Below are 24334 nucleotides of genomic sequence, written 5' to 3' on the forward strand. Positions count from 1 at the left end.
GGCCGCGGTGCGGAAGGGACCCGCGCCGCCCGGCATCGCCGAAGGTTCCGCGAAGTGCGTCCCTCTGGGTATACACTTCTAAAGTGAACCTGGGAGGCGGTAGGAGTACGTGAATCAGCGTCGGAACTACGGACAGTACTGCGGCCTCGCCGGCGCGCTCGACATCGTCGGTGAGCGCTGGACGCTGCTCATCATCCGGGAACTGCTCACCGGCCCCTGCCGCTACAACGAACTGCTGGCGAATCTGCCCGGTCTCGGGACCAACCTGCTCGCCGACCGGTTGAAGTTCCTCACCGAGGTCGGGCTCATTCGGCAGCGGTCCCGCGAAGGTTCGAAAGTCAAGGCCTACGAACTCACGGAGCAGGGCGAGGGCCTGCGCGAGGCGGTGCTCGTGCTCGCGCGCTGGGGGCTCGGCGTGCTCACCGAGCCCAAGGCCGAGTACATCGTGCGCCCCCGGTGGGCGGTGCTCGCGGTGGAGGCGATGGCCGCACCGACCGTGGAAGGCCCCGACGAGCAGTACGAGTTCCGCATCGACGACGACGTGTTCCACATCACGGTGCACGAGGGCAAGGTGGCGGTCGCGCACGGGAAGGCGACCGAAGAACCGGCGCTCGTCGTCCACACGGACGCGGTGACCTTCGTCGACATCGGTGCCGGGCGCCTGGACCCGCTGGAGGCGACGCTCACGAAGCGCATCGTCATGGAGGGCGACGAGGACGCGATCATCCGCTGCTCGCGCCTGCTCGGCCTGGTGGCCTGAGAGCCGCTCCCGCAGGCGCCGTATCGGCGGCCGCCTTCCGGCCTTCAAAGACAGATCTCGATAGCCGCCCGCCCCTGCCGGTAAAATCGCGCGCGCCCGGGCCGCGGTCTTCGATGTCGCGTTCTACGGCGGGATCTTCCGGCGCCGCGCCGCCGGCCCGCGCCGGACTTGGACGTCCTATCTTGACGCCGTCGCGGCGATAGCTTTTACTGGCGGCGAGCGCCTCTATTTCCGTGACGACATGACCAAGACGTTGCACCGGCGCAGAGTAATGAGCCCACTACGTGATCGCCATCGACATGAGACCGTCAGCCGATTCTGATCGCCGATAGCACGGAAAGCGAAGAGCGCGTCGCGGCCGTCATCGGGAAGGTGCCATCAGTGGACTATGTGCGCATGGCCAGGCCGGCTCGTCCGAATCTCAGCGCGGGCGGCCTGACATCATATGGCTTCGCCATCGAGGCCGCGATCGGCCGGCGACCCATGCGCTATCTCGTCGGCCGTCGTTTTGTCGGCCCCTCGGCGGTGACCGGTCTATTCGTACTTCTCCCGCAGATCCTTGCCGGCAGCCATGTCTGGATAACCGAGAACTCCGATCGCGGCGAATGTGAAGTGGAAACACATATACCCACGATGAAGAATTCGGTGCGCCCGGTCGAACGCTATCTTTTCGACTGCCTTCCGCTCACCGACATCGGATACCTGGATCTCATGGCCTGGCGCTATCCCGGGCTGGGCGCCACTCCCGAGGACGTCGAGGTCGACATGTCCTGGAGCCGGTGGTCCGCGGCCGAGCCGCGGTGCTACCTGGGGCCGGTCACCACGCCCGGCCTCACCGTCACCGAGGCGGTCGACCGCGAGACCGGCATGGTCGTCGCGCGCGCCGTCGACCGCCTCCGGGAACCGTTCCGCCGCTGGGAGGTCGTGGAGATGGGCCGCCCGGACGTCGGCGGGTTGCCCGAGCGGGTCAGGGCCTCCCGCACCCGGACCGGTGGCTGGACGGACTTCCGCCGTGTCGGGGAGCCGGTCCCGGTGCCGCGGGAGGCGTTCGACGCCGGGCCCGCACGACTCCGGGAGGCGCTCGAACACGGGCTCTCCGGAAAGGCGGCCTGAGGATGGAGGATCGCGCCGGTGTCCGTTCACTGGCGGCGCGAGCGGTCCGGATAGGCGCGTTCGGCGGAGCGGCCGCGGTCCGCATGGCCGCCATCGCCGCGACGTCTTCCGGGACCACCCGCGGAACGCGGCTGGCCGCCGAGCTCGCGCGTCTCACGGAACGGCTGGGCGGGGCCTTCGTGAAGGCCGGGCAGATTCTCGGGACCCGCGTGGACCTCGTGGGGGAGACGGTCGCGAGCGCGCTCGGCAGGCTGCACGACAGCGTGGAGCCGATGACCCCCGAGGAGGCGCTGCGGACGCTCCGCGCCGGGCTCGGACCGATACCGCCCGAGCTCGTGAGGGCGGTCGGGGGGCCGTCGGTGGCCGGCGGTTCGATCGCCTGCGTGTACCGCGCGGAACGCGGGGGCCGGGCGGTCGCGGTGAAGGTGCGCCGCCCCGGCGCGGGCGCCGCGATCGCGGCGGACCTGGCCGTGCTGCGGGCCGTCGCCGCCGTCGCCGCGCGGCTTCCGGCCCTCCGCCGGGTGCCGTTCCTGGAGATCGTCGACCAGGTCGGCGACTGCCTCATGGCCCAGCTCGACTTCGGCGCGGAGGCGGCGAACCTGCGCCGGCTGCATGACGATCTCGCCGAGGTCCCGGGTGTCGTCGTTCCGAGGCCCGTCCCCGAACTGTGCGGAGACGGCATCATCGCGATGGAGTTCATCGAGGGGCTCGACCGCGGCGCGATCGACTCGCTTCCCGCACGGGTCCGAGAGGCGCAGATCACCTCGCTGGTGCACGCCGTCTACCGGATGCTGTTCATCGAGGGCTTCCTCCACATCGACCTGCACCAGGGGAACACCTACTTCATGCCCGACGGCACCGTCGTGCTCCTGGACGCCGGTCTGGTCTTCCGGATGAGCGCCGAGGCGCGGGAGAGGTTCACCGGGTTCTTCGCCGGCATGATCCGGGGGGACGGGGAGGTGTGCGCCGACATCCTGCTGTCCACGGTGCGGCGCACGGAATCGGAAACGAACATCGAGGCCTTTCGTGGTGAGGTATCCGACCTTGTCATGCGAAATGTTGGCATGGTGGCCCGAGACTTCGATCTCCCCGCGTTCTGCCTGGACCTCTTCGATCTGCAGCGGAAATACCGCCTCTACGCCGAGCCGGAGTTCATTTTCCCCATGCTCTGCCTGCTCACCTTGCAAGGTGTGGTCAAGCGCCATCATCCGATGATGGACTTTCAGTTGGAGGCCGCGCCTTTCGTGATGCACGGTCTTCTCGTGACAAGCGGCGCGACCGGCTGAGGCGGCGCCCCGGCAGGGGCAGGCGGTTAAACCGCGCAGGTGCGCGGCCGGCGGCCCATCGGTGCCGTGCGGGGCCCACGGGGCCGGCTGGGGGCGCCGCCCGGGCGGCGTGATCCCGGCGAGTTTATCCACGGCGGCGCATTCGTCATCTGGTAAGCGGCCGGAGCGATCGGCCGCGTCGTGCGGGGCATGCGCGGGAGCACGCTTCCGGCGTGGCACACGGGGAACCTCTATTAGGCGGTCTACGCAGCGCCGGGCGGACGAGCAGGGGATTTCGTGGTCCTGTCCCGCGGCGGGCCCGCCCGCCGCCGCCTCGGGCCAACACGACACCGGCGGGGCCTGCCGGAGCAGGTCCGCGCCCCACTCGGCGGTGCGAGGGCGGTGCGGCCGCCGCCGGCGGCGCCGGATCCGGGCCCCGGACCGAACGAATTTTACGGAGACGTCCAGCGTGCGCGCGATGAACGAGATCACTCAGAGCCCAACGCCATTGAGCTGATCTTTTGTGGTGAGACAACTTCATAGCGTGGCTTCGCGCTGTTCGGGCCGACGCGAAGCGTCCCCGCGGCTTCCCGAGCCCGCCTGTCCGAGATTACTAAGAGCATGTCTCATGTGGTCGGCCGGTGGATGCGGCATGATCGGTGCTCGTGATGTCGGACCTTGCGATCCGGCTGGTGCCGGATGAGCTGTGGGAGATCGTCGGCCCCCTGATCCCGGAGTTCGCGCCGCGGCGGCAGGGCGGCGGGACGGCGCCCGTGGACGATCGGATGGTGTTCACCGCGATCGTGTACGTGCTGACGAGCGGGTGCGCCTGGCGGCACCTGCCGGCCGAGTTCGGGGTGAGCGTGCCGACCGCGCATCGGCGCTTCGCCGCGTGGTCCGGCGCGGGGCTGTGGCCGCGCCTGCGCGACGCCGTGCTGGAGGAGCCCGGGACGCGCGGGCAGCTCGAGTGGGCGGCGGCGATCGTGGAGGCGGCCACCGCCCGGTCGGCGACCTGACCGTCGCGGGCAGGGCCCCGTGCTGTGCCGGCGGCGCGCCCGCCACAGAAAACTCACCCCTTCCACGTGAGACACGCTTGAAAGGTCAATGGCAGCGGTTCATCTCGATGAGATCACCTCGGCAAGGCGTTAATCACCGATTCGCCCTATTGACAACCTGCTGAAATAGTTTGACGATGACCATCATTGCTGCTCGCAGCGAAGGCTGGAGACGATCGCAGGTGGGCGGCCGACGGGCGTTAGGCGCGATCGGAGGGGGGCGGCCGCCGGTGGTGGGCGATCAGAGGGGGCCGAAATCAAGTCTGCCGGGAATTCGCATGCGCCACGGCCAAGGGGACCAGTAGAAGCCGTGGTCGAAATATTTTTCTCCAGCCTGTGACCTGAAGCGGTAAAAATGCAGCGTCTGGCGACTGTTCGGGAGGATATTCGTGTCCGGCTCCGGGAATGGGCAGCGTTACACATCGCCTCATCGGTCCCCCATAGAAGAGGCAAACCGGGTCTCCGCGGCCAGAATGGTCCTCGACCAGTCGGCGAGGCCGCGGCGGAGCGGTCTGGAGCTGCCCCCTCGCCTTCCCTTTGAGACATGGCAGCGGATCGGACGCCAGATATCCCTTATTTCGGACTGCTCGCGCTGGTGGCTCGGCGACTGGCTCATCTACGGAGAGCGGCATTACCCGAACCGGTACCGGATGGCCATCGAGGCCACCTCGCTCGACTACCAGACACTCAAGAACTACGCTTGGATCGCGCGCCGCATCCCGAGGTCCCGCCGGCGGGACCAACTCAGTCTCCAGCACCACGCCGAGGTGGCCGCACTCCCGCCATCCGAACAGGAGCACTGGCTGCAGCAGGCGGCGGAACTGGGCTGGACGAGAAGAGAGCTCAGAAAGCGCCTGCGCGGAATTCGCAACGGCGGCGACGGCAAGAAGCCGGTCGAGGCTACCGTTCGCATCGACGTGCTCGCTGAGCGCCAACGCCGCTGGCAGGAGGCCGCGGAAGCGATGGAGCTCAGCCTGGCGGAATGGATTGTGGTCATTCTCGACCAGGCCGCGGGCCAGCTCGACGAGGCCGTCGCGAAGAACGAAGAAGAGGCGTGACTTTTCGCCTTGCCGCGTGTATGAGTAGAAGGGCGTAAGGCCGCTCATACGCACTGCGCGGAAGTTGCTGGGGCGCTAGTCGGTCGTCTTTCGGCGACGCTGCCCCATAAGACCGCCCCGGCCGATGGCCACGGCGGTCGCCGCCGGCACGGCGGAAAACTCCCCGGCTGAACGCCGCCGGTCAGTATTGCCACTGTGGGGTTGGAATGGCCGCTGTAGGGAATCTGCTGACGCCGCCGTTGCGCGGCTTCCTGGAAATCGATCCGAAGACCCTCGACGTCGGGCGCCTGGGTTTTCCGCCGGGTGATCCGCAGGCTCGTGCCCGGCTGGCGGACGTGGTGCAGAGTTTCGCCACCGGATTCAACACCGCCCTCGGCGCGGATCCGGCGAGCCTGGATTTCACGGCACTGCCGCACGATCTACGCGGATTCGCCTTCGAAGGCGCGGCCATGGGCGTCGCCCTGGTCGACCTGGCCACGTTCTCGGGGGGCCGCAGGGTGCGCCTGCTGGCCGAAGGGCCGGGCGCGCGGTACATCCACCTGATCCACGTCGGAGTCGGCTGGGCGTACGCGCGCACGCATCTGCATCCGTGGACGGGCATTCGCTTCGGGCGGCCACTGCTGCGCTGGCTCGTATGGGACGGATGGGGTTTCCACCAGGCTTTCTTCAAGTCCCGGCGGGTGCTGGTCCGGCACTGGGTCGAGCGGCCGGCGCGCGGAAATATGCGGACAATTCGTGATCAGGGCGTCGGTCGGGCGCTGTGGTTCTACGCCGGCGGCGACCCGGCCGGAGTGGCCGAGACGATCGGTGCCTTCCCGGCCGCCCGCCGGTCGGACGTGTGGGCCGGCATCGGGCTGGCCGCGGCGTACACCGGGGCGCTGTCCCCGGAGCGGCTGGGCGAGCTGCTGGACCGGGCCGCGGGCTTCGAGGAGCACATCGCGCAGGGCGCCGCGTTCGCGGCGAAGGCGCACGTGGTGTCGCTGGAGGTGCCGGAGCGGTCCGCGGCCGCGATCGAGACGCTGACCGGAGCCGCCCCCGCGGTCGCCGCGGCGTGGACGGACGAGGCGGCGGTGACCGCCGAGCGGTGCGGCGGCGGCCCGGAGGGCTACGAGGTCTGGCGCGCGAGGGTGCGCCAGGCGTGGCGGAAGCACAACGAGGGGTGAGGGCATGACCAGAAGGATTCGGGTGTGGCTGGCCCCGATCTGCGCGGCGCTGCTCATCGTGGCGGGCTGGTACAACGCCCGGCTTCCGTCGGTGGCGCGGGCGGAGAACGAACGGCTGGCGAGCCGGTTCGCCTTCCAGCGGCAGCCGCTGAACGGCACGGCCTCGCCGCGCGACATACGCACGGTCGCCCCCGCCTACAAGGGGATCGACCACTGGATTTCCTCGGTCGGCGCGGCGGTGGCGCTCGCCGACATCGACGGCGGCGGCCGGGCCGACGACGTCTGCCTGGTCGATCCGCGCGACGACAGCGTCATGCTGACCCCCGCGCCGGGCACCGGGGCGCGGTTCCCCGCGACGAGCCTCGCTCCGCGCGGCCTGCCGTACGACAGGACGATGGCGCCGATGGGGTGCGTGCCCGGCGACTACAACGAGGACGGCCGCATGGACGTCCTCGTCTACTACTGGGGCCGTTCGCCGGTGCTGTTCCTGCGCACTCCGGCGGCGCTCGGCAAGAGCGACGCCTTCGCGGCGCAGGAGCTGGTGCGCCCCTACAAGGTGTGGAACACCAACGCCGTGTCGCTTGCCGATCTGGACGGTGACGGCCACACCGACATCCTGGTCGGGAACTACTTCCCGGACCGGGCACGGGTCCTCGACCCGACGGCGCGCCAGAGCGAGCTGCAGATGCAGGGCTCGATGTCCGCGGGCGTCAACGGCGGGGTCAACCGGGTCCTGCGGTTCCGGTCCGCGCAGGGCGGCGCCCGTCCTTCGGCCGTCTACGGCGAGGAGCGCCGACCCTTCTCCTACGAGGTCGCCAGGGGCTGGACGCTGGCGATCGGGACGCAGGACCTCGACGGCGACGGCCTGCCGGAGCTGTACTACGCCAACGACTTCGGCCCGGACCGCCTGCTCTACAACGAGTCCCGGCCGGGGAAGATCAAGCTCCGCCTCCTCAAGGGCGTGCGCCACCTCACCACGCCGAAGTCGATGCAGCTGGGCAGGGACTCCTTCAAGGGCATGGGCGTGGGGTTCTCCGACATCAACGCCGACGGCGTGCCCGACATCCTGGTCAGCAACATCACCCAGGAGTACGGGCTCCTGGAGAGCAACTTCGCCTGGGTGAGCACCCGCGAGAAGGTCGTGGGGCCGGACGGCCCCGCGTACTACGACGATCACAGCGAGCGGCTGGGGCTGTCCCGTTCGGGCTGGGGCTGGGACATCAAGGCCGGCGACTTCGCGGGCGAGGGGCGCGACCAGATCATCCAGGCCACCGGCTTCGTCGAGGGCAAGGACAACCGCTGGGCGCAGCTGCAGGAGCTGGCGATGTCCAACGACGAGGTCCTGGCGCACCCGCGCCTGTGGCCCAACGTGCAGAAGAAGGACGACATCTCCGGCAGGAACCCCAACCGGTTCTTCGTGCGCGGCTCGGACGGCCGGTACCACGACGTCGCCGGTCGGCTCGGCGTCGCCGACCGCGGGGTGTCGCGGGGCATCGCGCTCGCGGACGTGGACCACGACGGGCGGCTCGACTTCGCCGTCGCGAACCAGTGGGGTCAGTCGCACCTCTACCGCAACGTCCGCAGTGCGCAGCGGCCCTATCTCGGGCTGAGGCTCCTCCGCCCGTCCGGGGGATGCGAAGCGCGGCCCGGCGGTTCCGCCGCGCCGCTGCGGGCCGGCTCGTCCGGAGTGCCGGCGATCGGCGCGAAGGTCGTCCTGGACTCCGGAGCCAAGGGCCAGCGGACGGGCCAGGTGTATCCGGCCAACGGCCATGCCGGCGTCTCCTCGCCGGAGCTGCTGTTCGCGCTGGACGGGGCCGCGGCGCCGGTCCCCGTCACGGTCACCTGGCGCGACTCCTGCGGCAACCGGCACACCGGCAAGGTCCAGGCGACGCCGGGCTGGCACAGCATGCTGCTCGGCCCCGACGGTTCGATCAGGGAGATGGACTCGTGAACTCGGCGAACGCGGAAAGCACGACCGGCCCGGCGCCCGCCGCCCCGGCCAGGCCCGCCAAGGATCCGCGGATCGTCGCGCTGCGCCGGTTCGCGATCTCGATCACGGTCTTCAACATCCTCGGGCACACGGTCCTCGGGTTCGAGCCGTCATGGGCGACGCCGCTCGCCGCGATGGCCGTCGCGTACGTGATGGAGCTGGGGCTGGAGACCCTGGACGCCTGGGCGACGCGGCGGCCGGTGAAGTACGCGGGCGGGCCGGTCGCCTTCGTGAACTTCCTGATGCCGGCCCACATCACCGCGCTGGCCTGCGCGATGCTCCTCTACGCCAACGCGAGGCTGGGCCCGGTCGTCTTCGCGGTCATCGTGGCCGTCGCCTCGAAGTATCTGGTCAGGGTCCGGATCGGCGGACGGCCGCGGCACGTGCTGAACCCCTCCAACTTCGGCATCGCGGTCGTCCTCGTGCTGTTCCCCTGGGTCGGGATCGCGCCCCCGTACCAGTTCACCGAGTGGGTCGGCGGACCGCTCGACGTGGCGATCCCGGCGCTCATCCTCGCGGCCGGGACGATGCTGAACGCCAAGCTCACCGGGAAGATGCCCCTGATCCTCGGCTGGGTCGGCGTCTTCGCGCTCCAGGCGCTGATCCGGACCCCCATCGAGGGCACGGCGACGCTCAGCGCGCTGCTCGCGATGACCGGCGTCGCGTTCGTCCTGTTCACCAACTACATGATCACGGACCCGGGGACCACGCCGGTGCGGCCGCGCAACCAGGTCGTCTTCGGTGCGTCGACCGCCCTCGTGTACGCGCTCCTGGTCCACCTCCACGTCGTGTACGGACTGTTCTTCGCGCTCGTCATCGTGTGCGTGCTGCGCGGCGCCGCCCTGGCGATCATGGACGTGCGGCAGCGCGCCACCGCGGGCCCGGCGGCGCCCGGATCCGAGCCCGCGGCCGGACCCGGATCCGAGCCGCGGTCCGTGCCCCGCCCGGCGCCCGCCCGCGGGAGCGTGCTGGCGACCGGCGAGGAGGCGAAGTGACCGTCGTGAGCGACGCGATCGCCGTCGTCGGCCTCGGGTGCCGCCACCCCGACGCCGCCACCCCGGAGCAGCTGTGGGAGACGGTGATGGCGCGGCGGCGGGCGTTCCGGCCGCTCCCGCGCGAGCGCCTCGACCTCGGCGACTACGGCGACCCGGCGGGGGGACCCGACACGACCGATCTGCGGTACGCGGCGGTCCTCGACGGCTGGTCCTTCGACCGCTCGCGCCACCGCGTGCCCGGGCCGGCGTACCGGGTGACCGACCTCGCGCACTGGCTCGCCCTGGACGTCGCCGGGGACACGCTGACCTCCGCGGGCCACCCCGAGGGGCGCGGGCTGGACCGCCGGCGCGTCGGCGTGATCCTCGGGAACACCCTGACCGGCGAGTTCAGCCGGGCGGCGCTCATGCGGCTGCGCTGGCCCTACGTCCGCAGGAACCTGGTCTCGGCGCTCGCCGCGCGCGGCTGGGAGGCCGAGGAACTCGGCGGCCTCCTGCGGGAGGTCGAGGCGTCCTACAAGGAGCCGTTCGCCGAACCCAACGACGAGAGCCTCGTCGGCGGCCTGGCCAACGCCATCGCGGGCCGGGTGTGCAACCACTTCGACTTCCGCGGCGCGGGCTACACGGTCGACGGCGCCTGCTCGTCGTCCCTGCTCGCCGTCATCACGGCCTGCACCTACCTGCGCGACGGCGATCTCGACTTCGCGCTCGCGGGCGGCGTCGACCTCAGCCTCGACCCGTTCGAGCTGGTCGGGTTCTCCCGGCTCGGCGCGCTGGCCGGCTCGGCGATGCGGGTGTACGACGCCCGGCCCACCGGCTTCCTGCCCGGCGAGGGCTGCTCGATGGTCGCCCTGATGCGCGCCGGGGACGCGGCCGCCGCCGGGCGGCGGCCGATCGCCCTCATCAAGGGCTGGGGGATGTCCTCGGACGGCAACGGCGGACTGACCCGGCCGGACGTGTCCGGGCAGCGGCTCGCGCTGGAGCGCGCCTACGCGCGCGCGGGCTTCGGACCGGAGACGGTGGCGCTGTTCGAGGGCCACGGCACCGGCACCGAGGTCGGCGACCGCGCCGAACTGCACGCCCTCTCCGAGATCCACGACGGCCGGCGGAGGCCGCGGCCGGCGGCCCTCGGCTCCATCAAGGCCAACATCGGGCACACGAAGGCGGCCGCCGGCGCCGCCGGGCTGATCAAAGCGGCGCTGGCGCTGCGGCGCCAGGTGATCCCGCCGACCACCGGATGCGACGAGCCCCACCCGCTCCTGTGCGAGCCCGGCGCGCCGCTGCGCGTCGTCCGCGAGGCCGAGCCCTGGCCGGACGCCCCGCTGCGGGCCGGCGTCAGCGCGATGGGCTTCGGCGGCATCAACACCCACGTCGTCCTGGAGGCCGCGGACGTCCGCCGCACCACGGCGCGGCTGGCGACCCGGGACCGCCGGGTCGCGCGCGAGCCGCTCGACTGCGAGGTCTTCGCCCTCTCCGCCGACACGCAGGCCGACCTGGCCGCAGTCCTGGAACGGGTGGCGGCGCGGGCGGCGACGATGTCGTTCGCCGAGCACGCCGACCTGGCCGCCGCCCTCGCGGAGCGCGCGCACGGTGACGCGCCGGTGCGCGCCGCCATCGTCGCCCGGGACCCCGCGGAGCTGTCCGCGCGCGCGGAACGCGCCGGCGAGCTCCTCGCCGGGCTCGGCGCGCAGGGACTCGCCGCCCGGCCCGGCGTCTACGTCGGCCGTGGCGCCCCGGGCCGGGTCGGGCTGCTGTTCCCGGGGCAGGGCGCGCCCGTCCGGGACCGCGCCGGGGCCCTCGGCGTGGTCCTTCCCGAGACGGGGGAGTGCTTCGAGGGAGGGCTCCCGGAGGACCCGGTCGACACCGCCGTCGCCCAGCCCGCGGTCTTCCGCGCCTCCACGGCGGCGCTGCACTGGCTCGACCGGCTCGGGGTCGCGGCGGCCGCGGCGGTCGGGCACAGCCTCGGTGAGATCACCGCCCTGCACTGGGCCGGCGCGCTGAGCCGCCGGGACGCCCTGCACCTGGTGACCAGGCGCGGCCGCATCATGGCCGACCACTCCGAGGCGGGTACCGGGATGGCCTCCCTCGCCGCGCCACCCGGCGCGGTCACCGAGCTCATCGACGACGCCGACCTCGTGATCGCCGCCGACAACGGCGCCGTCCAGGTCGTCGCCGGCCCCCTCACCGAGGTCGACCGCGTCGTCAAGCGGGCCCGCGCGAAGGGGATCACCGCCGGAAGGCTGCGGGTCAGCCACGCCTTCCACTCCCCGGCGGTCGCCGCCGCCGAGCCGGTGCTCGCGCGCCACCTCGCCGATCTGGAGGTGGCCGGACCTCCCGGCCGCGTCTACTCCACGATCACCGGCCGCGAGCTGACCGCGGCCGACGACGTCCGCGCGCTGCTCGCCCGGCAGCTCACCGCGCCCGTGCGGTTCCGCGAGGCGCTGGAGCTCCTGGCCGCCGACTGCGACCTGCTCGTCGAGGCCGGCCCCGGCCACACCCTCGCGGCGATGGCCCAGTCGGTCACGGACGTGCCGGTCCGCACGCTCGACGCGGGCGCCGGGTCGGCGGCCGCGCTCGGCGACGCCACCGCCGCGCTGTTCGCCGTCGGCGCCGTCTCCGACCTCACGGCGCTCTTCGCCGAGCGCTTCCACCGCCCGTTCGACCTCTGGCGGGATCCGGAGTTCCTCGCCAATCCCTGCGAGAGCGCCCCGGCCGACGGCCTCGACGTCCGGTCCGGCCGTCCCGTGCCGGACGCCGCGGCCCCGGCCGGCCCCGCCACCGCCGCGGCGCCGGCGGCGGAAGCGCCGCCGGGAGCGGACGCCGACGTGCCCTCCGTGGTGCGCGGGCTCATCGCCGAGGCGCTGGAGCTTCCTCCCGATGTGATCGGCGACGGGGACCGGCTCCTCGGCGACCTCCACCTCAACTCCCTTCGCGTCGTCCAGCTCGCCGCCGAGGCCGCCGAGCGGACCCGCCGGGCCGTGCCGGCGGCCCCGCCGCTGTTCGCCGAGGCCACGGTCGGCGCGTTCGTCCAGGCGATCGAGGAGCTGCCCGCCGCGGAAGGCGAGACCGGCTCGCAGGGGCCGCCGGAGGGCGTCCGCGAATGGCATCGGGTGCTGGTCGAGTTCACCCGTCCCGTCGAGGTGGACGCCGAGCCCGCGTCCTGCACCTGGCGCGTCTTCGGCGGCGGGCGGCTCCGCGCGCTCGTCGAGCCGCGCCTGACCGCCCTCCCCGAGCAGGACGCTCGCCCGGCGGTCGTCGCGTTCCTCCCCGAGGACCCTGACGACCGCGCGATCGACGCGCTGCTCGAAGCGGCCCACCTCGCGGTGGACACCGGGGCGCCGTTCACCGTCGTCGACTCGGGGGACACGGCGTCGGGTTTCGCGGGCACCATCGCCGCCGAGTACCCCTCCCTGCCGGTCCGCTGGATCCGGGCCCTGGAGGCCGCCCCCGCGGACGCGATCGGCGCCCTGCTCGCGGCCTCGTGGCAGGGCCATGCCGAGATCGTCGTGGACGAGGACGGCCGCATCGGCACCCCCGCGTACCGGGCCGCCGGTCCCGCGCAGACCGGACGGGCGCCGGACGCCGCGCCTCCGCTGTCCGCCGGGGACGTGCTCGTGGTCACCGGAGGCGGGAAGGGCATCGGCTTCGCGAGCGCGAGCTTCCTGGCGCGGCGCTGGGGAGTGCGGCTGGGACTCATCGGGCGCAGCGGGCCCGACGGCGACGCCGAGCTGCGTGACAACCTCGCCAGGCTGCGGGAGGCCGGTGTCGAGTTCTGCTACCAGCCCGCGGACGTCACCGACCCGGAGTCGCTCCACCGCGGCGTCGCCGCGATCGTCGACCGGCTCGGACCGGTCAGAGGAGTGATCCATGCCAGCGGCCTGAACCGCCCGGCGCGGTTCGGCGAGATCGGCGCCGCCTGGGCCGAGCACGCGGCGCCCAAGCACCACGGGCTCCGTGCGCTCCTGGGCGCCGTCGACGCCGGGGGCCTGCGGCTGCTCCTCACCTTCGGCTCCGTGATCGGCCGTTTCGGCCTGGCCGGGGAGGCGCACTACGCCCTGGCCAACGGCCGCATGCGGGAGCTGGTCCGGACCCTCGCCCGGGACCTGCCGGACTGCCGGGTCGCCAACCTCGACTGGACGGTCTGGTCGGGAGTCGGCATGGGCGAGCGGCTCAAGGTGCTGGACGACCTCGCCCGCGCCGGCGTGGCGCCGGTCGCCCCCGACCGCGGGACCGAGCTCCTCGCCCGGGCGGCCGAGGCGCGGCCGCCGTCGCACTCCATGGTGATCAGCGGGCGGCTGCCGCAGCTCGGCCGCGCCGGGGAGGAGGCCCTGGACGGGCACCGCTTCCTGCGGCGGGTGCGCGCGTGGACCCCGGGCGTCGAACTGGTGGCCGAGGCCGAGCTGAGCCTGTCCGCCGACCCCTACCTCGACGACCACCGCATCGACGGTGTGGCCGTGCTGCCCGCGGTGTGCGTGCTCGAAGCGATGGCCCAGGCGGCGGCCGCGCTGACCGGCCGTCCCGTGGCGGGCGTGGCGGACTCCCGCTTCGACCGTCCCGTGGTCGTCCCCGAGCACGGGACCCGCACCGTCCGGGTATGCGCGCTCGTCCGCGAGGACGGGGACGTGGACGTCGCGGTGCGCAGCGACGAGACGGGCTTCGCCGTCGATCACTTCACCGGGACGGTCGCCTCGGCGGACTCCGGGCCCCCGGAGATCCCGGCCGGGACGGCGCCGGTGCCGTCCCACACCGGCGACGACATGTACGGGCCGCTGTTCTTCCACGGCCGGCGCTTCCGCAGGCTCCGCCGCTACACCCACCTGGAGGCCACCGCCTGCACGGCGGTGCTGGACGGCGACAGGCCCTGGCGGTTCGGGGAGGGCCTCCCAGCGGACCTCCTGTTCGGTGACCCCGCCCGCAATGACGCCTCGATCCACGTCCTCCAGGGGTGCGTCCCGCATCGGCGGCTGCTGCCGGTCGGGTGCGCGCGGTTCGCCGTCCACCGGAGCGGGGCCGGAGAGGGCGAGCTGACGCTCGCCGCGGTCGAGCGCGAGCACTCCGGCGCCGACTACACCTACGACGTGGTCGTGCGCGACGGCTCCGGCCGGCCGGTCGTGAGCTGGAGCGGGCTTCGCCTTCGCGACGTCGGCCCGCTACCGGTCACGACCTTGCGGCCGGTTCTCGTCGGGCCCTACCTGCAGCGCACGCTCAACGCCCTGCTCCCGGAGCGCGACATCCGGTTGGCCGTCGAGGCCGCCGGGCCGGACCGCGACCGCACCTCCGGCCGAGCGAACGGCGGGCCCTGGGCCGTGCTGGTGGACGGGGAGCCCGTCGCGTGTGCGCGGACCTCCGATCCGGCGCCGGAGCCCCCCGCGCACTGGAACGGTCTCGCCGACCGGCTCGGCCGCCTCGCCGGCGAGCCGGAACAGCAGATCCGGACCCGCCTCCAGACGGTCGGCGCCTGCCTGTCCGGGCCGCCGGGCCCGCCCGGCCTCACCGTCCAAGGGGTTTACGAGAACGGATGGGTGGTCCTTCAGACCGGGGGCGCGGACATCGTGTCCGTGGTCCTTTCCGTCGAAGGCGAAGCCGGGCCGGTGGCGATGGCGATCCCCGTCAAGGGGGCCTCGTGAAGGCGTACTTCGAATACCGGCACCGGGTGACTTTCGCCGACACCAACCTGGTGGGGAACGTCTACTTCACGAACTACCTGTCCTGGCAGGGGACGTGCCGGGAGCTGTTCCTCGCGGAGAAGGCACCGAAGACCGTGGCCCGCCTGAACGGCGACCTCGCGCTCGTCACCTCGTCGTGCTCGTGCGAGTTCTTCTCCGAGCTCTACGCGCTCGACACCGTGTCGGTGCGGATGTCCCTCGTGGGAATGGACTTCTCGCAGATCACCATGGGTTTCGAGTACTACCGGATCACCGATGGGCCGGCCCGGCTCGTGGCGCGCGGTGAGCAGACCGTCTCGTGCACGCTGAGGGCGGAGGACGGCCTGACCACCGTCGAGGTCCCGGGCGAGCTCCGGGCCGCCCTCGACGCCTACGCGCCGGATCCGCGGGGAGCCGGCCGCCCGCGTCCGGAGACGTCGCCGCGATGAGGTTCCGCGAACCCGCCGCGGGCGCGGAGGCCCGCGCGCCGGTCATCGGCATCGTCGGCTGCGGGCGGATGGGCACGGCGCTCGCGGAGACCTTCGCGGCCCAGCGGCGGCCGGTCCTGCTGGCCAGCCGGGACGGCCGGTCCGCGAGCGGACTCGCCGAACGGCTGCCGGGCGCCGGGGCGGGCGGCCTGGAACGGGTGGCCCGCGAGGCCGACATCGTGGCCCTGGCCAGCCCCCTCGCCGCCATCCAGACCGAGATCGCACCGCGCATCCGCGCCCACGTGGTCGGCAAACCGGTCATCGACATGTCCAACCCGTGCGGCCACGACCTGCTCGGCCACGGCTCGGCCGCCGAGCTGATCGCCCGCCTGCTGCCCGGCGGCGCGGTGGTCAAGGCGTTCAACTGCCTCTCCGCACGGCAGCTCGCCGGCGTCGCGCGGGGCGGCGTCACCCTGACGGTCCCCATCGCCGGAGACGATCCCCGCGCCAAGCAGGCGGTCCGGTCGATCATCGAGCCCGCCGGACTCGACGTCGCCGACGCGGGCGGCCTTCCCGGCAGCCGCTGGATCGAAGCGCTCGCGCAGCTGCTCATGCGTCTTGAGAAGCAGCCCGGACCGAGCGATGCCGTCGGGTTCCGGTTGCTTCGTCTCATTGCATGCGAAGCCACCTGGGCGAGGCCGTAGCTTCGAGATCACGACCGGATTCTGCTCGCTGAGCGTCTAGTCGATCGCTATCGGGAAGTGGTCGATGCCGCGTCCCACCCACGAGTCGCGGCGGACGGGCTCTCCGGCGGGCCGGATGCGGGGGAAGCGGTGCAGCAGCCGGGGGAGCGCGATCCGCGCCTCCAGGCGCGACAGCGGCGCCCCGAGGCAGAAGTGGCCGCCCGCGCCGAAGGTGAGCGGCGCGGTGTAGGGGCGGTCAGGGTCGAAGCGGTCGGGCCGGTGGAAGCGCCGGGGGTCCCGGTTGCCGGCCGCCAGGATGGCGACGACCTTCGTGCCCGCGGGGACGGTCGTCCCCAGCAGTTCCACGTCGGCCCCTGCCCAGCGGCTGGTCGCCTGCACCGGCGGCTCGAACCGCAGCACCTCCTCCGCGTAGGCGGAGGCGAAGCCGGGCTCGGCGCGCAGACGGTCGGCCAGGTGGGGATGCTCGAAGGACAGGAGCAGCGCGTGTGCCATGAAGAAGTTCGTCGTCTCGAACCCGGCCGTCAGGAGCAGCATCATGTTGCCCACCAGCTCGTCGCGTTCGAGCCCGCCCCCGTCGTCGTGCACCCGGACCAGGGAGCTGACGAGGTCCGCCTCGGGGCAGCGGCGGCGCCGCTCGATCAGCTCGTCGAAGTACACGGCCAGGTCGTCCATGGCCGCGTCCGCCGGGGCGAGCTTGGAGGCGTTCGTGATCCCCTCCAGGGCGGTCGTCACGTCGGCCGCGATGGACCGGAACCACGCCTGGTCGCGCTCGGGCACCCCGAGCAGCCCGCTGATCACCGCGATCGGGAGCCGCGAGGCGAACCCGGCGATGAAGTCGACCGGCGCGCCGCCCGCGCCCGCCTCCGCCAGCGAGTCCAGGAGCCGGTCGGTGATCTGCTCGATCGCCGTCTCGTAGCCCGCCACCCGCCGGGGCGTGAACTCTCCCCGCAGCAGGCGCCGCAGGCGGGTGTGCGCCGGGGGATTGCTGTAGAGCATGGAGTCGGTGTACGCGCGCAGCGAGGAATGCGCCCGCCACGCCGGGTAGAAGAGGTCGAAGCTGTCCCCGTCCTGGACGCGCAGCCGCGGGTCCCGCAGCACCCGGTCGCACTCGTCGTACCCGACGGCGGCCATCACCCCCGGTTTGATCCGCACCAGGTCGCCGTGCGCCCGTAGCTCCTCGTACAGGGGATACGGATCCCGGAGCCCCTCGCCCACCAGCGCCGCGAGCGCCTCGCGCGGCCGCATCGTGCCCGTCGCCATCGCCTCGTCCCTTCCGCGAGATTCCTCGTGGTCGCCGCGTCGCGGCGGCGGTCACCTGCCGGGGTGGAGCTCGACGATCGACACCGCTCCCGCGGGGTGGACGGCGGCGACGCCGAGTCCGGCCTCGGCGGCGAGCGCGGACAGCTCCGGCAGCGACCGCACCTTCCCGCCGCAGTAGGCGAGCATCCGCAGGTCCAGCCCGGTCGGCCCGGAACCGTCCGGACCGACGTTCTCCACGACGAACACCGAGCCGTCCGCGCCCGCCGCCTCCGCGCAGCGCGCCAGGATGGCGCGCGCGGGGTCGTCGGCCCAGTTGTGGACGACCAGGGACAGCACGTAGCCGCCGGCGCCCGGCGGGAGCGGGCCGAACATGTCGCCCGCCTCGACCTCGGCGCGGTCGGCGACGCCCGCCGCGGCCAGCGCCTTTCGCGCCGCGTCGCTGGCGGGGGGCCGCTCGACGAGCACGCCCCGCAGCCCCGGATGCGCGGTGAGCAGCGCGGCCAGCAGCGTGCCGTCGCCGCCGCCGACGTCCACCACGCGGCCGAGGGACGCCCAGTCGTAGGCCGACGCGATCCGGCGCGCCCGGTCCGCGCCGCCCGGGCGCAGCACGGCGCGGAAGGCGGCCTCGTGGCGGGGCTCGGCGGCCAGGTCGTCCCAGAAGGACAGGCCGAAGCGCCGCGGGTAGGCGGGCTCGCCCGTGCGCACGCTGTGCAGCAGTTCGACGTAGCACAGCTCGGCGCGGCCGCCCTCCTCGACGTCGAGGCAGGCGCGCAGGCCGCCCGGATGGTCGTCGCGCAGCGGCTCGCCCAGCGCGGTCAGCGCGTACCGGCCGGAGTCGTCCCGGCTCAGCACGCCGCGCACCGCGAGGTAGCGCATCAGCCGGGCGAGCCCGTCGGCGTCGGCGCCGGCGGCCTCCGCCAGTTCGGGCACGGTCCGCAGCCCGGACGCGATGTGGTCGGCGATGCGCAGCGTCGCCGCCACCCGCACCGCCATCGGGGTCGCGAGCTGGGCCATCGCCCACAGCGCGGGGACTGCCTCGTCCGCCGCCGCCGACACGGGTCCCGCGTCGTGGCGCCGCCGTGCGGGGTCCCCGGAGCGTCGGCCGTGCGGTTCGTCAGGCGTGACCATTCGGTTCATCGATCTCCCCGGTGCGCGGCTAGGGACGGAACAGCTCGGAGGGCATGGTGGTGATGCCGGCGGCGGTGCGGACCGGGAAGCCGATCTGCCCCAGGACGTCCCGCCGGACGTCGACGCCGGGCGCCACCTCCGTCAGCACGAGTCCTTCGGCGGTCATCTCGAACACGGCGCGTTCGGTGACGACGATGGCCCGCTGGCCGCGCTCCAGACCGGCGCGGACCGCGTAGGTGATGTGGTCGACCTCGGGCACGAGCTTCTGGATCTCGCCTTCCCGCAGGATGTCGAGCCGCCCGCCGTCGCAGGAGACGTCGAGGCCCTTGGTGGTGAGGGTGCCTCCGAGGACGATCCGCCGCGCGTTGTGCGCGATGTCGACGAATCCGCCGCCGCCCGGGCTCGTGCCCGCGAAGCGGCTGACGTTGACGTTCCCGGCGGCGTCGAGCTGGGCGAAGGAGAGCGCGGCGAGCGCGCAGCCGCCGCCGTCGATGAAGTCGAACTGGTAGGTGCCGTCGACCAGCGCCTCGGGGGAGTAGTTGGCGGAGAACTGCCAGCCGCCCATGACGACGCCGCCGAAGGAGCCGTGCTCGGTGGTGAAGGTGTAGTCGCCCAGCCGTCCGTCGTGGAACGCGCCGTCCTCCGCCATCGCGAGGATCGCGCTCGACGCGGCGCCGAACCCGAGGATCGTGGTCTCGCCCGGGCGGATCTCCCGCGCGACACGGCGCGCGATGACCTTGCCCGGGCCCGGCCGCAGGCGCGGGAGGCGCTCGACGGGGTGCGGCACCGGCCGCAGGTACCCCGGGTCGTTGCGCACCTCCGTCCCGATCAGCTCGCCCGCCGCGACCACGACGCGGTCGACCAGCGCGCCGGGCACCTGCACCTCGCGCGCGGGCCGGGAGCCGCGCGGCACGATCCGGGACACCTGCGCGATCACGGTGCCGCCGCTCGCCTTGACGGCGAGCGCGAGGGCGAGGGCGGCGGAGGTGAGCGGCAGGTCCTCGAAGGACAGGTTGCCCTGGGCGTCGGAGCTGCTGGCCCGGATGATCCCCACGTCCAGCGGCCAGGTGGGGTAGAGCAGGAGCTCCTCGCCGCGCAGCTCGACGACCTCCACCAGGTCGTCCTTGGCCCGCCCGGTGAGGCGGCCGCCGCCGTGCCGCGGGTCGGCGAAGGTGCCGAGGCCGATGCGGGTGAGGTACCCCGGGCTCCGCCGCGCGACCTCCCGCAGCCAGTGCATGGCGGCGCCGATCGGCCAGCTGTAGGCCTCGATCCGATCGTCGCGTATCAGCTCCGTGAGCGCCGGGCGGGTACCGGTGCGCGGGTGCCGCGGATTGATGTAGGAGCCGGCGACGATCCGGCGCATCAGCCCCTCGCGGGCCACGCCGTCCATGCCGCCGATGTCCATGGCGTCGCCCGTGGCGCAGGGGAAGAAGAAGGTCAGGTCGCGGGGGGAGCCGAGCCGCTCGAAGCGCTCGCCGATCGCGCGCAGCACCGCGTCGGGCGTGATCCAGCCGATGACGCCCGTGCTCGCGACGGACCGCCCGTCCCCGACGAGGGCCGCCGCGGTCGCCGCGTCACAGACCTTGCCCCCCACGGCAGCAGCCGCGACATCGTCCATCGCGTCCCCTCGGCGTCGCACCGGTCCCGGTCGTCCCGTCGCGGACGTGGTTCCCTCCGACCGGACGGCGTCAAGAACCAATACTATCAAAAACTATAGTTATCTCCCAGATCGGCGAATGGAGATCCCCGCATCACTCGCAGCTTTCGGTGTCGGTGGTCGGCCTTTTCGATCGCGAGACAATATGTTTTTCTAGTAGGACGTGCCGGAGGCGTGGAAAGCGAGGCAGCGTGCGACGTGGTCTGGACGCCTCGTTCTCCGCCCTTCCCCTGCACGCGCTGGCCGATGCGGCGCTCGCCCGCGCGGCCGAGCTCGGAGCCGAGCACGCGTCCTTCCGCCTCGACCGCGTCCGCACGGCCCGGCTGCTGCTGCGCGACGGCGTCCTCGGTGGCGGACAGGACGCCACGGACACGGGGCTGGCCGTGCGCCTGTGGCATCGGGGCGTCCCCGGCTTCGCCGCCGCCCCCGAGCTGACGCCCCGGGCCGCCGCCGGCGCCGCCGAGCAGGCGGTGGCCGTCGCCCGCGCGTGCTCGGCGATCGGCGGCGGCTCCGGTGAGCCGGTCGGCGAGCCGGTCCACCCCGCCGCGACGTGGATCTCCTCGTACCGGGTCGATCCGTTCGAGGTGCCCGAGGAGGAGCGCATCGCGCTCATGGCCGGCTGGAGCCGCCGGCTGCTCGCCGCGCCGGAGGTCGACCACGTGCTGGCCTTCCTCACGCTCGTCCAGGAGAACAAGTTCTACGCCGATCTCGCGGGCACGGTGACCGCCCAGCAGCGGGTCCGGGTCCATCCGCTGCTGTTCGCGCAGGGGTCGGACCCGCGCGGCGGCGGGGCGGCGACGCTGCGCACCCTCGGGCCTCCGACGGCCCGGGGCTGGGAGTACCTGTCCGGCGACGGCTGGGACTGGGAGCGCGAGCTGGCCGAGCTGCCCGCGCACCTCGCCGCCAAGCTCCGCGCCCGCCCGGTGCGGCCGGGCCGCTACGACCTCGTCATCGACCCCTCCAACCTCTGGCTGACCGTGCACGAGTCGGTCGGCCACACCACGGAGATGGACCGCGCGCTGGGCCACGAGGCGTCCTCGACCGGCACGACGTTCCTCTCCCCGGACGGGCTCGGCTCGCACAGGTACGGCTCGCCGCTGATGAACGTCACCGCGGACCGCACGGCCGAGCACGGCCTCGCGACGGTCGGCTTCGACGACGAGGGGGTCGCGGCGCAGTCGTGGAGCCTGGTGCGCGACGGGGTGCTCACCGGCTTCCAGCACGACCGGCGCACCGCGGGCCTGGCGGGCCTCGAACGTTCCAACGGCTGCTCGTTCGCCGAGTCCGCGACGCACGTGCCGCTGCCGCGGATGCCCAACGTCGGGCTCCGTCCCGCGCCCGGCGGGCCGTCCACCGCCGACCTCATCGCGGGGATCGAGGACGGGATCTACCTCGCCGGCTCCGACAGCTGGTCCATCGACATGCGGCGCCAGAACTTCCAGATGACCGCCCAGCGATGCCATCGGATCCGCAACGGCAGGCTTGACGGCCAGCTGAGCGGGGTCGCCTACCAGGCCTCCACGACGGAGTTCTGGTCGGCGCTGACCGCGCTCGGCGGCGAGGAGACCTACCGGCTCTTCGGCGCCGACCTGTGCGGGAAGGGCCAGCCGATGCAGGTGGCCGCCGCCAGCCACGGCTGCCCCGCGGCCGTGTTCACGGGGATCGAGGTCATCGACACCGGTGCGGAGGGGCTGCCGTGACGCTCGCGGAGCTGGCCGTCGAGGCCGGCAAGGACGCCGACGCCTACGTGGCGATCGTCGACGAGGCCTCCACCGCGCACGCGCGGTGGGCGGGCAACGCGCTGACGTCGAGCGCTCTCACCGCCGACACGAGGCTGACGGTGATCGCCGTCAGCTCGGACGCGCGGGGCACCGCCGCCGGCGTCGTCTCCCACCGCGGCGCCGTGGACGAGGACGCGGTGCGCGCCGTCGTGGCGGCGGCCGAACGCGCCGCGCGCACGGCGACGCCCGCCGCCGACGCGCGCCCCCTGCTGACCGGCGACGCCGTGCCCGCGTCGCCGGACTGGACCGAGGCCGCGCCCACGGCCTCGGCCGACGTCCTCGCCCGGTTCGCCACCGGCCTCGCCGCCACGTTCGAGCGGGCCCGCATGGAGCGCCGCCTCCTGTACGGTCACGCCGAGCAGCGGCGGCACACCACCTGGCTGGCGTCCTCCACCGGGCTCCGGCTGCGGCACGTCCAGACCGCGGGCGTCGTGGACCTGACCGCCAAGACGGAGGACGGCGCCGCCTCGACGTGGAGCGGAACCGGGGCGGCCGACCTCGGCGAGATCGATCCGCTTCCCATGTACGAGGGGCTCAGCACGCGGCTCGGCTGGGGACGCAGGCGCGTCGAACTCCCCGCCGGGCGTTACGAGGTGCTGCTGTCCCCGTCCTGCGTCGCCGATCTCATGCTGCGGCTGTACCGCGCCGCCGGGGCGAAGGACGCCGCCGACGCGCGCACGGTGTTCCGCGGCCCGGACGGCGGGACCCGGATCGGCGAGCGCCTGACCCGCGCGCCGCTCACGCTGCGGAGCGACCCGCACGAGCCGGGACTCCGGTGCGCGCCGTTCGTCACCGCCCGGGGCTCCGCGGACGTCGCGCAGGTGTTCGCGGACACCGTCTCGGTGTTCGACAACGGGCTGCCGCTCTCAGCGACCGAGTGGATCCGCGACGGCGTCCTGACCGGCCTGGTCCAGACCCGCCACTCCGCCGATCTCACCGGGCTCCCGGTCACGCCGCAGGTCGGCAACCTGGTGCTGGAAGGCCCGGGGGAGGGCCGGTCGCTCGCCGAGATGGTCGCGACCACGAGGCGCGGGCTCCTGGTGACCTCGCTGTGGTACGTCCGCGACGTCGACCCCCGGACCCTGCTGCTCACCGGGCTCACCCGCGACGGCGTCCACCTGGTCGAGAACGGCGAAGTGGTGGGGGAGGCGAACAACTTCCGATTCAACGAGAGCCCGGTGGACCTGCTGGGGCGGGTGACGGAGATCGGCCGCACCGAGCGGGCCCTGCCCAGGGAGAGGGACGACTCCACGCCCCGGACCGCCATGCCCGCGCTCCGGGTGGCGGACTACACGATGTCGGCGGTCAGCGAGGCGACCTGAGCATCGGCCCCGGCGCCTCCCGGAGCCCGGCCTTCAGCGGCTCCCACCAGGCCCGGTTCGCGCGGTACCACTCGACGGTCGCCTCCAGCCCGTCCTCGAAGCGCACGCGCGGGACGAAGCCGAGCCCTTCCTCGATCTTGGTGGTGTCGAGCGCGTACCGGCGGTCGTGCCCCTGGCGGTCGGGGACGTGGTCGACCCTCTCCCAGCCGGCGCCGCACGCCTCCAGCAGCAGGGCCGTCAGGTCCTCGTTGGACAGTTCCTTCCCGCCGCCGACGTGGTACACCTCGCCCGGGCGGCCGGACCGCAGCACCAGGTCGAGCGCGCGGCAGTGGTCCGACACGTGCAGCCACCCCCGCCGGTGGCGGCCGTCGCCGTAGAGCGGCACCCGCCCGCCGTCGAGCAGGTTGGTCACGAACAGCGGGATCACCTTCTCGGGGAACTGGTAGTGGCCGTAGTTGTTGGTGCACCGCGTGACCACGACCTCGAGGCCGCGGGTCCGGTGCCAGGCCAGCGCCAGCAGGTCCGACCCGGCCTTGGCCGACGCGTAGGGCCCGTTGGGCAGCAGCGGAGCGTCCTCCGCCCACGCCCCCCGGGCTATCGACCCGTAGACCTCGTCGGTCGACACGTGCACGAACCTGGCGACGCCGTGCCGCTGGGCCGCCTCCAGCATGTTCTGCGTGCCCAGCACGTTGGTCCGCACGAAGGGGGTGGCGGTGTCGATCGAGCGGTCCACGTGCGATTCGGCGGCGAGGTGGACGATCGCGTCCTGCCCGGCCACGGCCGCGTCGACCGCGTCCGGATCGCAGGTGTCGCCGTGCACGAACCGGTAGCGGGGATGCCCGGCGACGGGGGCCAGGTTCCGCGGGTTGCCCGAGTACGTGAGCGCGTCCAGCACGGTGACGTGCGCGCCCGCCGTGCCCGGCAGTTCGCCGCGCAGCGTCGCCCGCACGAACTCCGAGCCGATGAAACCGGCGCCCCCGGTGACCAGGAGTCTCATCGCCCCGCCTCCTCGG

At 73.2% G+C, this 24334-nt stretch carries 17 protein-coding genes; 13 read left to right on the forward strand and 4 right to left on the reverse strand.

The annotated features are described in order from the left end of the window. Window positions 1–109 precede the first annotated feature (109 nt). The 11 genes from BJY14_RS47575 to BJY14_RS42145 all read left to right on the forward strand — a co-directional run bounded on the left by BJY14_RS47575 (window position 110) and on the right by BJY14_RS42145 (window position 16173). On the forward strand, window positions 110–760 hold the full coding sequence (locus BJY14_RS47575) for an HxlR-like winged helix-turn-helix transcriptional regulator (protein WP_179848694.1): 651 nt from the start codon (window positions 110–112) through the stop codon (window positions 758–760). Window positions 761–1141: 381 nt separating this feature from the next. After that, window positions 1142–1873, forward strand: a complete 732-nt coding sequence (locus BJY14_RS42100; RefSeq protein WP_179848695.1) for a hypothetical protein — start codon at window positions 1142–1144, stop codon at window positions 1871–1873. An 83-nt stretch (window positions 1874–1956) separates the two neighbouring features. Then, on the forward strand, window positions 1957–3159 hold the full coding sequence (locus tag BJY14_RS42105; RefSeq protein ID WP_218905838.1) for an AarF/UbiB family protein: 1203 nt from the start codon (window positions 1957–1959) through the stop codon (window positions 3157–3159). Window positions 3160–3806: 647 nt separating this feature from the next. Then, window positions 3807–4154, forward strand: a complete 348-nt coding sequence (locus tag BJY14_RS42110; protein WP_246397821.1) for a transposase — start codon at window positions 3807–3809, stop codon at window positions 4152–4154. 512 nt (window positions 4155–4666) lie between these two features. Beyond that, the gene (locus BJY14_RS42115; protein ID WP_179848698.1) at window positions 4667–5251 is read left to right on the forward strand and encodes an LmbU family transcriptional regulator; all 585 of its coding nucleotides are present in this window, start codon (window positions 4667–4669) and stop codon (window positions 5249–5251) included. A 206-nt stretch (window positions 5252–5457) separates the two neighbouring features. After that, the gene (locus BJY14_RS42120) at window positions 5458–6414 is read left to right on the forward strand and encodes a DUF1702 family protein (RefSeq protein WP_179848699.1); all 957 of its coding nucleotides are present in this window, start codon (window positions 5458–5460) and stop codon (window positions 6412–6414) included. A 4-nt stretch (window positions 6415–6418) separates the two neighbouring features. Then, window positions 6419–8365, forward strand: a complete 1947-nt coding sequence (locus BJY14_RS42125) for an FG-GAP repeat domain-containing protein (protein ID WP_179848700.1) — start codon at window positions 6419–6421, stop codon at window positions 8363–8365. Beyond that, the gene (locus BJY14_RS47580; RefSeq protein ID WP_218905839.1) at window positions 8362–9399 is read left to right on the forward strand and encodes an RnfABCDGE type electron transport complex subunit D; all 1038 of its coding nucleotides are present in this window, start codon (window positions 8362–8364) and stop codon (window positions 9397–9399) included. The genes BJY14_RS42125 and BJY14_RS47580 overlap by 4 nt, the downstream gene beginning before the upstream one ends. Continuing rightward, window positions 9396–15023 carry a type I polyketide synthase gene (locus BJY14_RS42135; protein WP_179848701.1) on the forward strand — a complete coding sequence of 1876 codons (5628 nt, stop codon included), beginning with the start codon at window positions 9396–9398 and terminating at the stop codon, window positions 15021–15023. Before BJY14_RS47580 ends, BJY14_RS42135 begins: the two co-directional genes overlap by 4 nt. After that, a complete protein-coding gene (locus tag BJY14_RS42140; RefSeq protein WP_179848702.1) occupies window positions 15020–15490 on the forward strand; it encodes an acyl-CoA thioesterase in 471 nt (156 codons plus the stop codon). The genes BJY14_RS42135 and BJY14_RS42140 overlap by 4 nt, the downstream gene beginning before the upstream one ends. After that, complete coding sequence (locus tag BJY14_RS42145) at window positions 15487–16173, forward strand: NADPH-dependent F420 reductase (RefSeq protein ID WP_179848703.1); 687 nt, start codon at window positions 15487–15489, stop codon at window positions 16171–16173. Before BJY14_RS42140 ends, BJY14_RS42145 begins: the two co-directional genes overlap by 4 nt. A 36-nt stretch (window positions 16174–16209) precedes the next feature. On the opposite strand, the gene BJY14_RS42150 is transcribed toward BJY14_RS42145, so the two are convergent. The 3 genes from BJY14_RS42150 to BJY14_RS42160 are packed head-to-tail and all read right to left on the reverse strand — an operon-like array spanning window position 16210 to window position 20179. Further along, window positions 16210–17433, reverse strand: coding sequence for a cytochrome P450 (locus BJY14_RS42150; protein WP_179848704.1), 1224 nt, complete (start codon window positions 17431–17433; stop codon window positions 16210–16212). 51 nt (window positions 17434–17484) lie between these two features. Next, window positions 17485–18561: a methyltransferase gene (locus BJY14_RS42155; RefSeq protein WP_218905840.1), complete on the reverse strand. Its 1077-nt coding sequence runs from the start codon at window positions 18559–18561 to the stop codon at window positions 17485–17487. Window positions 18562–18589: 28 nt separating this feature from the next. Continuing rightward, the gene (locus BJY14_RS42160) at window positions 18590–20179 is read right to left on the reverse strand and encodes a CoA-transferase (RefSeq protein ID WP_179848705.1); all 1590 of its coding nucleotides are present in this window, start codon (window positions 20177–20179) and stop codon (window positions 18590–18592) included. Window positions 20180–20409: 230 nt separating this feature from the next. Between BJY14_RS42160 and BJY14_RS42165 the strand changes: the two genes are divergently transcribed. Next, window positions 20410–21918 carry a TldD/PmbA family protein gene (locus tag BJY14_RS42165; RefSeq protein ID WP_179848706.1) on the forward strand — a complete coding sequence of 503 codons (1509 nt, stop codon included), beginning with the start codon at window positions 20410–20412 and terminating at the stop codon, window positions 21916–21918. Beyond that, complete coding sequence (locus BJY14_RS42170; protein ID WP_179848707.1) at window positions 21915–23321, forward strand: metallopeptidase TldD-related protein; 1407 nt, start codon at window positions 21915–21917, stop codon at window positions 23319–23321. Before BJY14_RS42165 ends, BJY14_RS42170 begins: the two co-directional genes overlap by 4 nt. Here BJY14_RS42170 and rfbB read toward each other — a convergent pair. Next, window positions 23305–24318 (reverse strand): dTDP-glucose 4,6-dehydratase, encoded by a 1014-nt coding sequence (rfbB, locus tag BJY14_RS42175; RefSeq protein ID WP_179848708.1) that lies wholly within the window; start codon window positions 24316–24318, stop codon window positions 23305–23307. The genes BJY14_RS42170 and rfbB overlap by 17 nt on opposite strands. Window positions 24319–24334 lie beyond the last annotated feature (16 nt).

Origin of the sequence: Actinomadura luteofluorescens, from assembly GCF_013409365.1 — a bacterium.
Taxonomy (GTDB): Bacteria; Actinomycetota; Actinomycetes; order Streptosporangiales; family Streptosporangiaceae; genus Spirillospora; species Spirillospora luteofluorescens.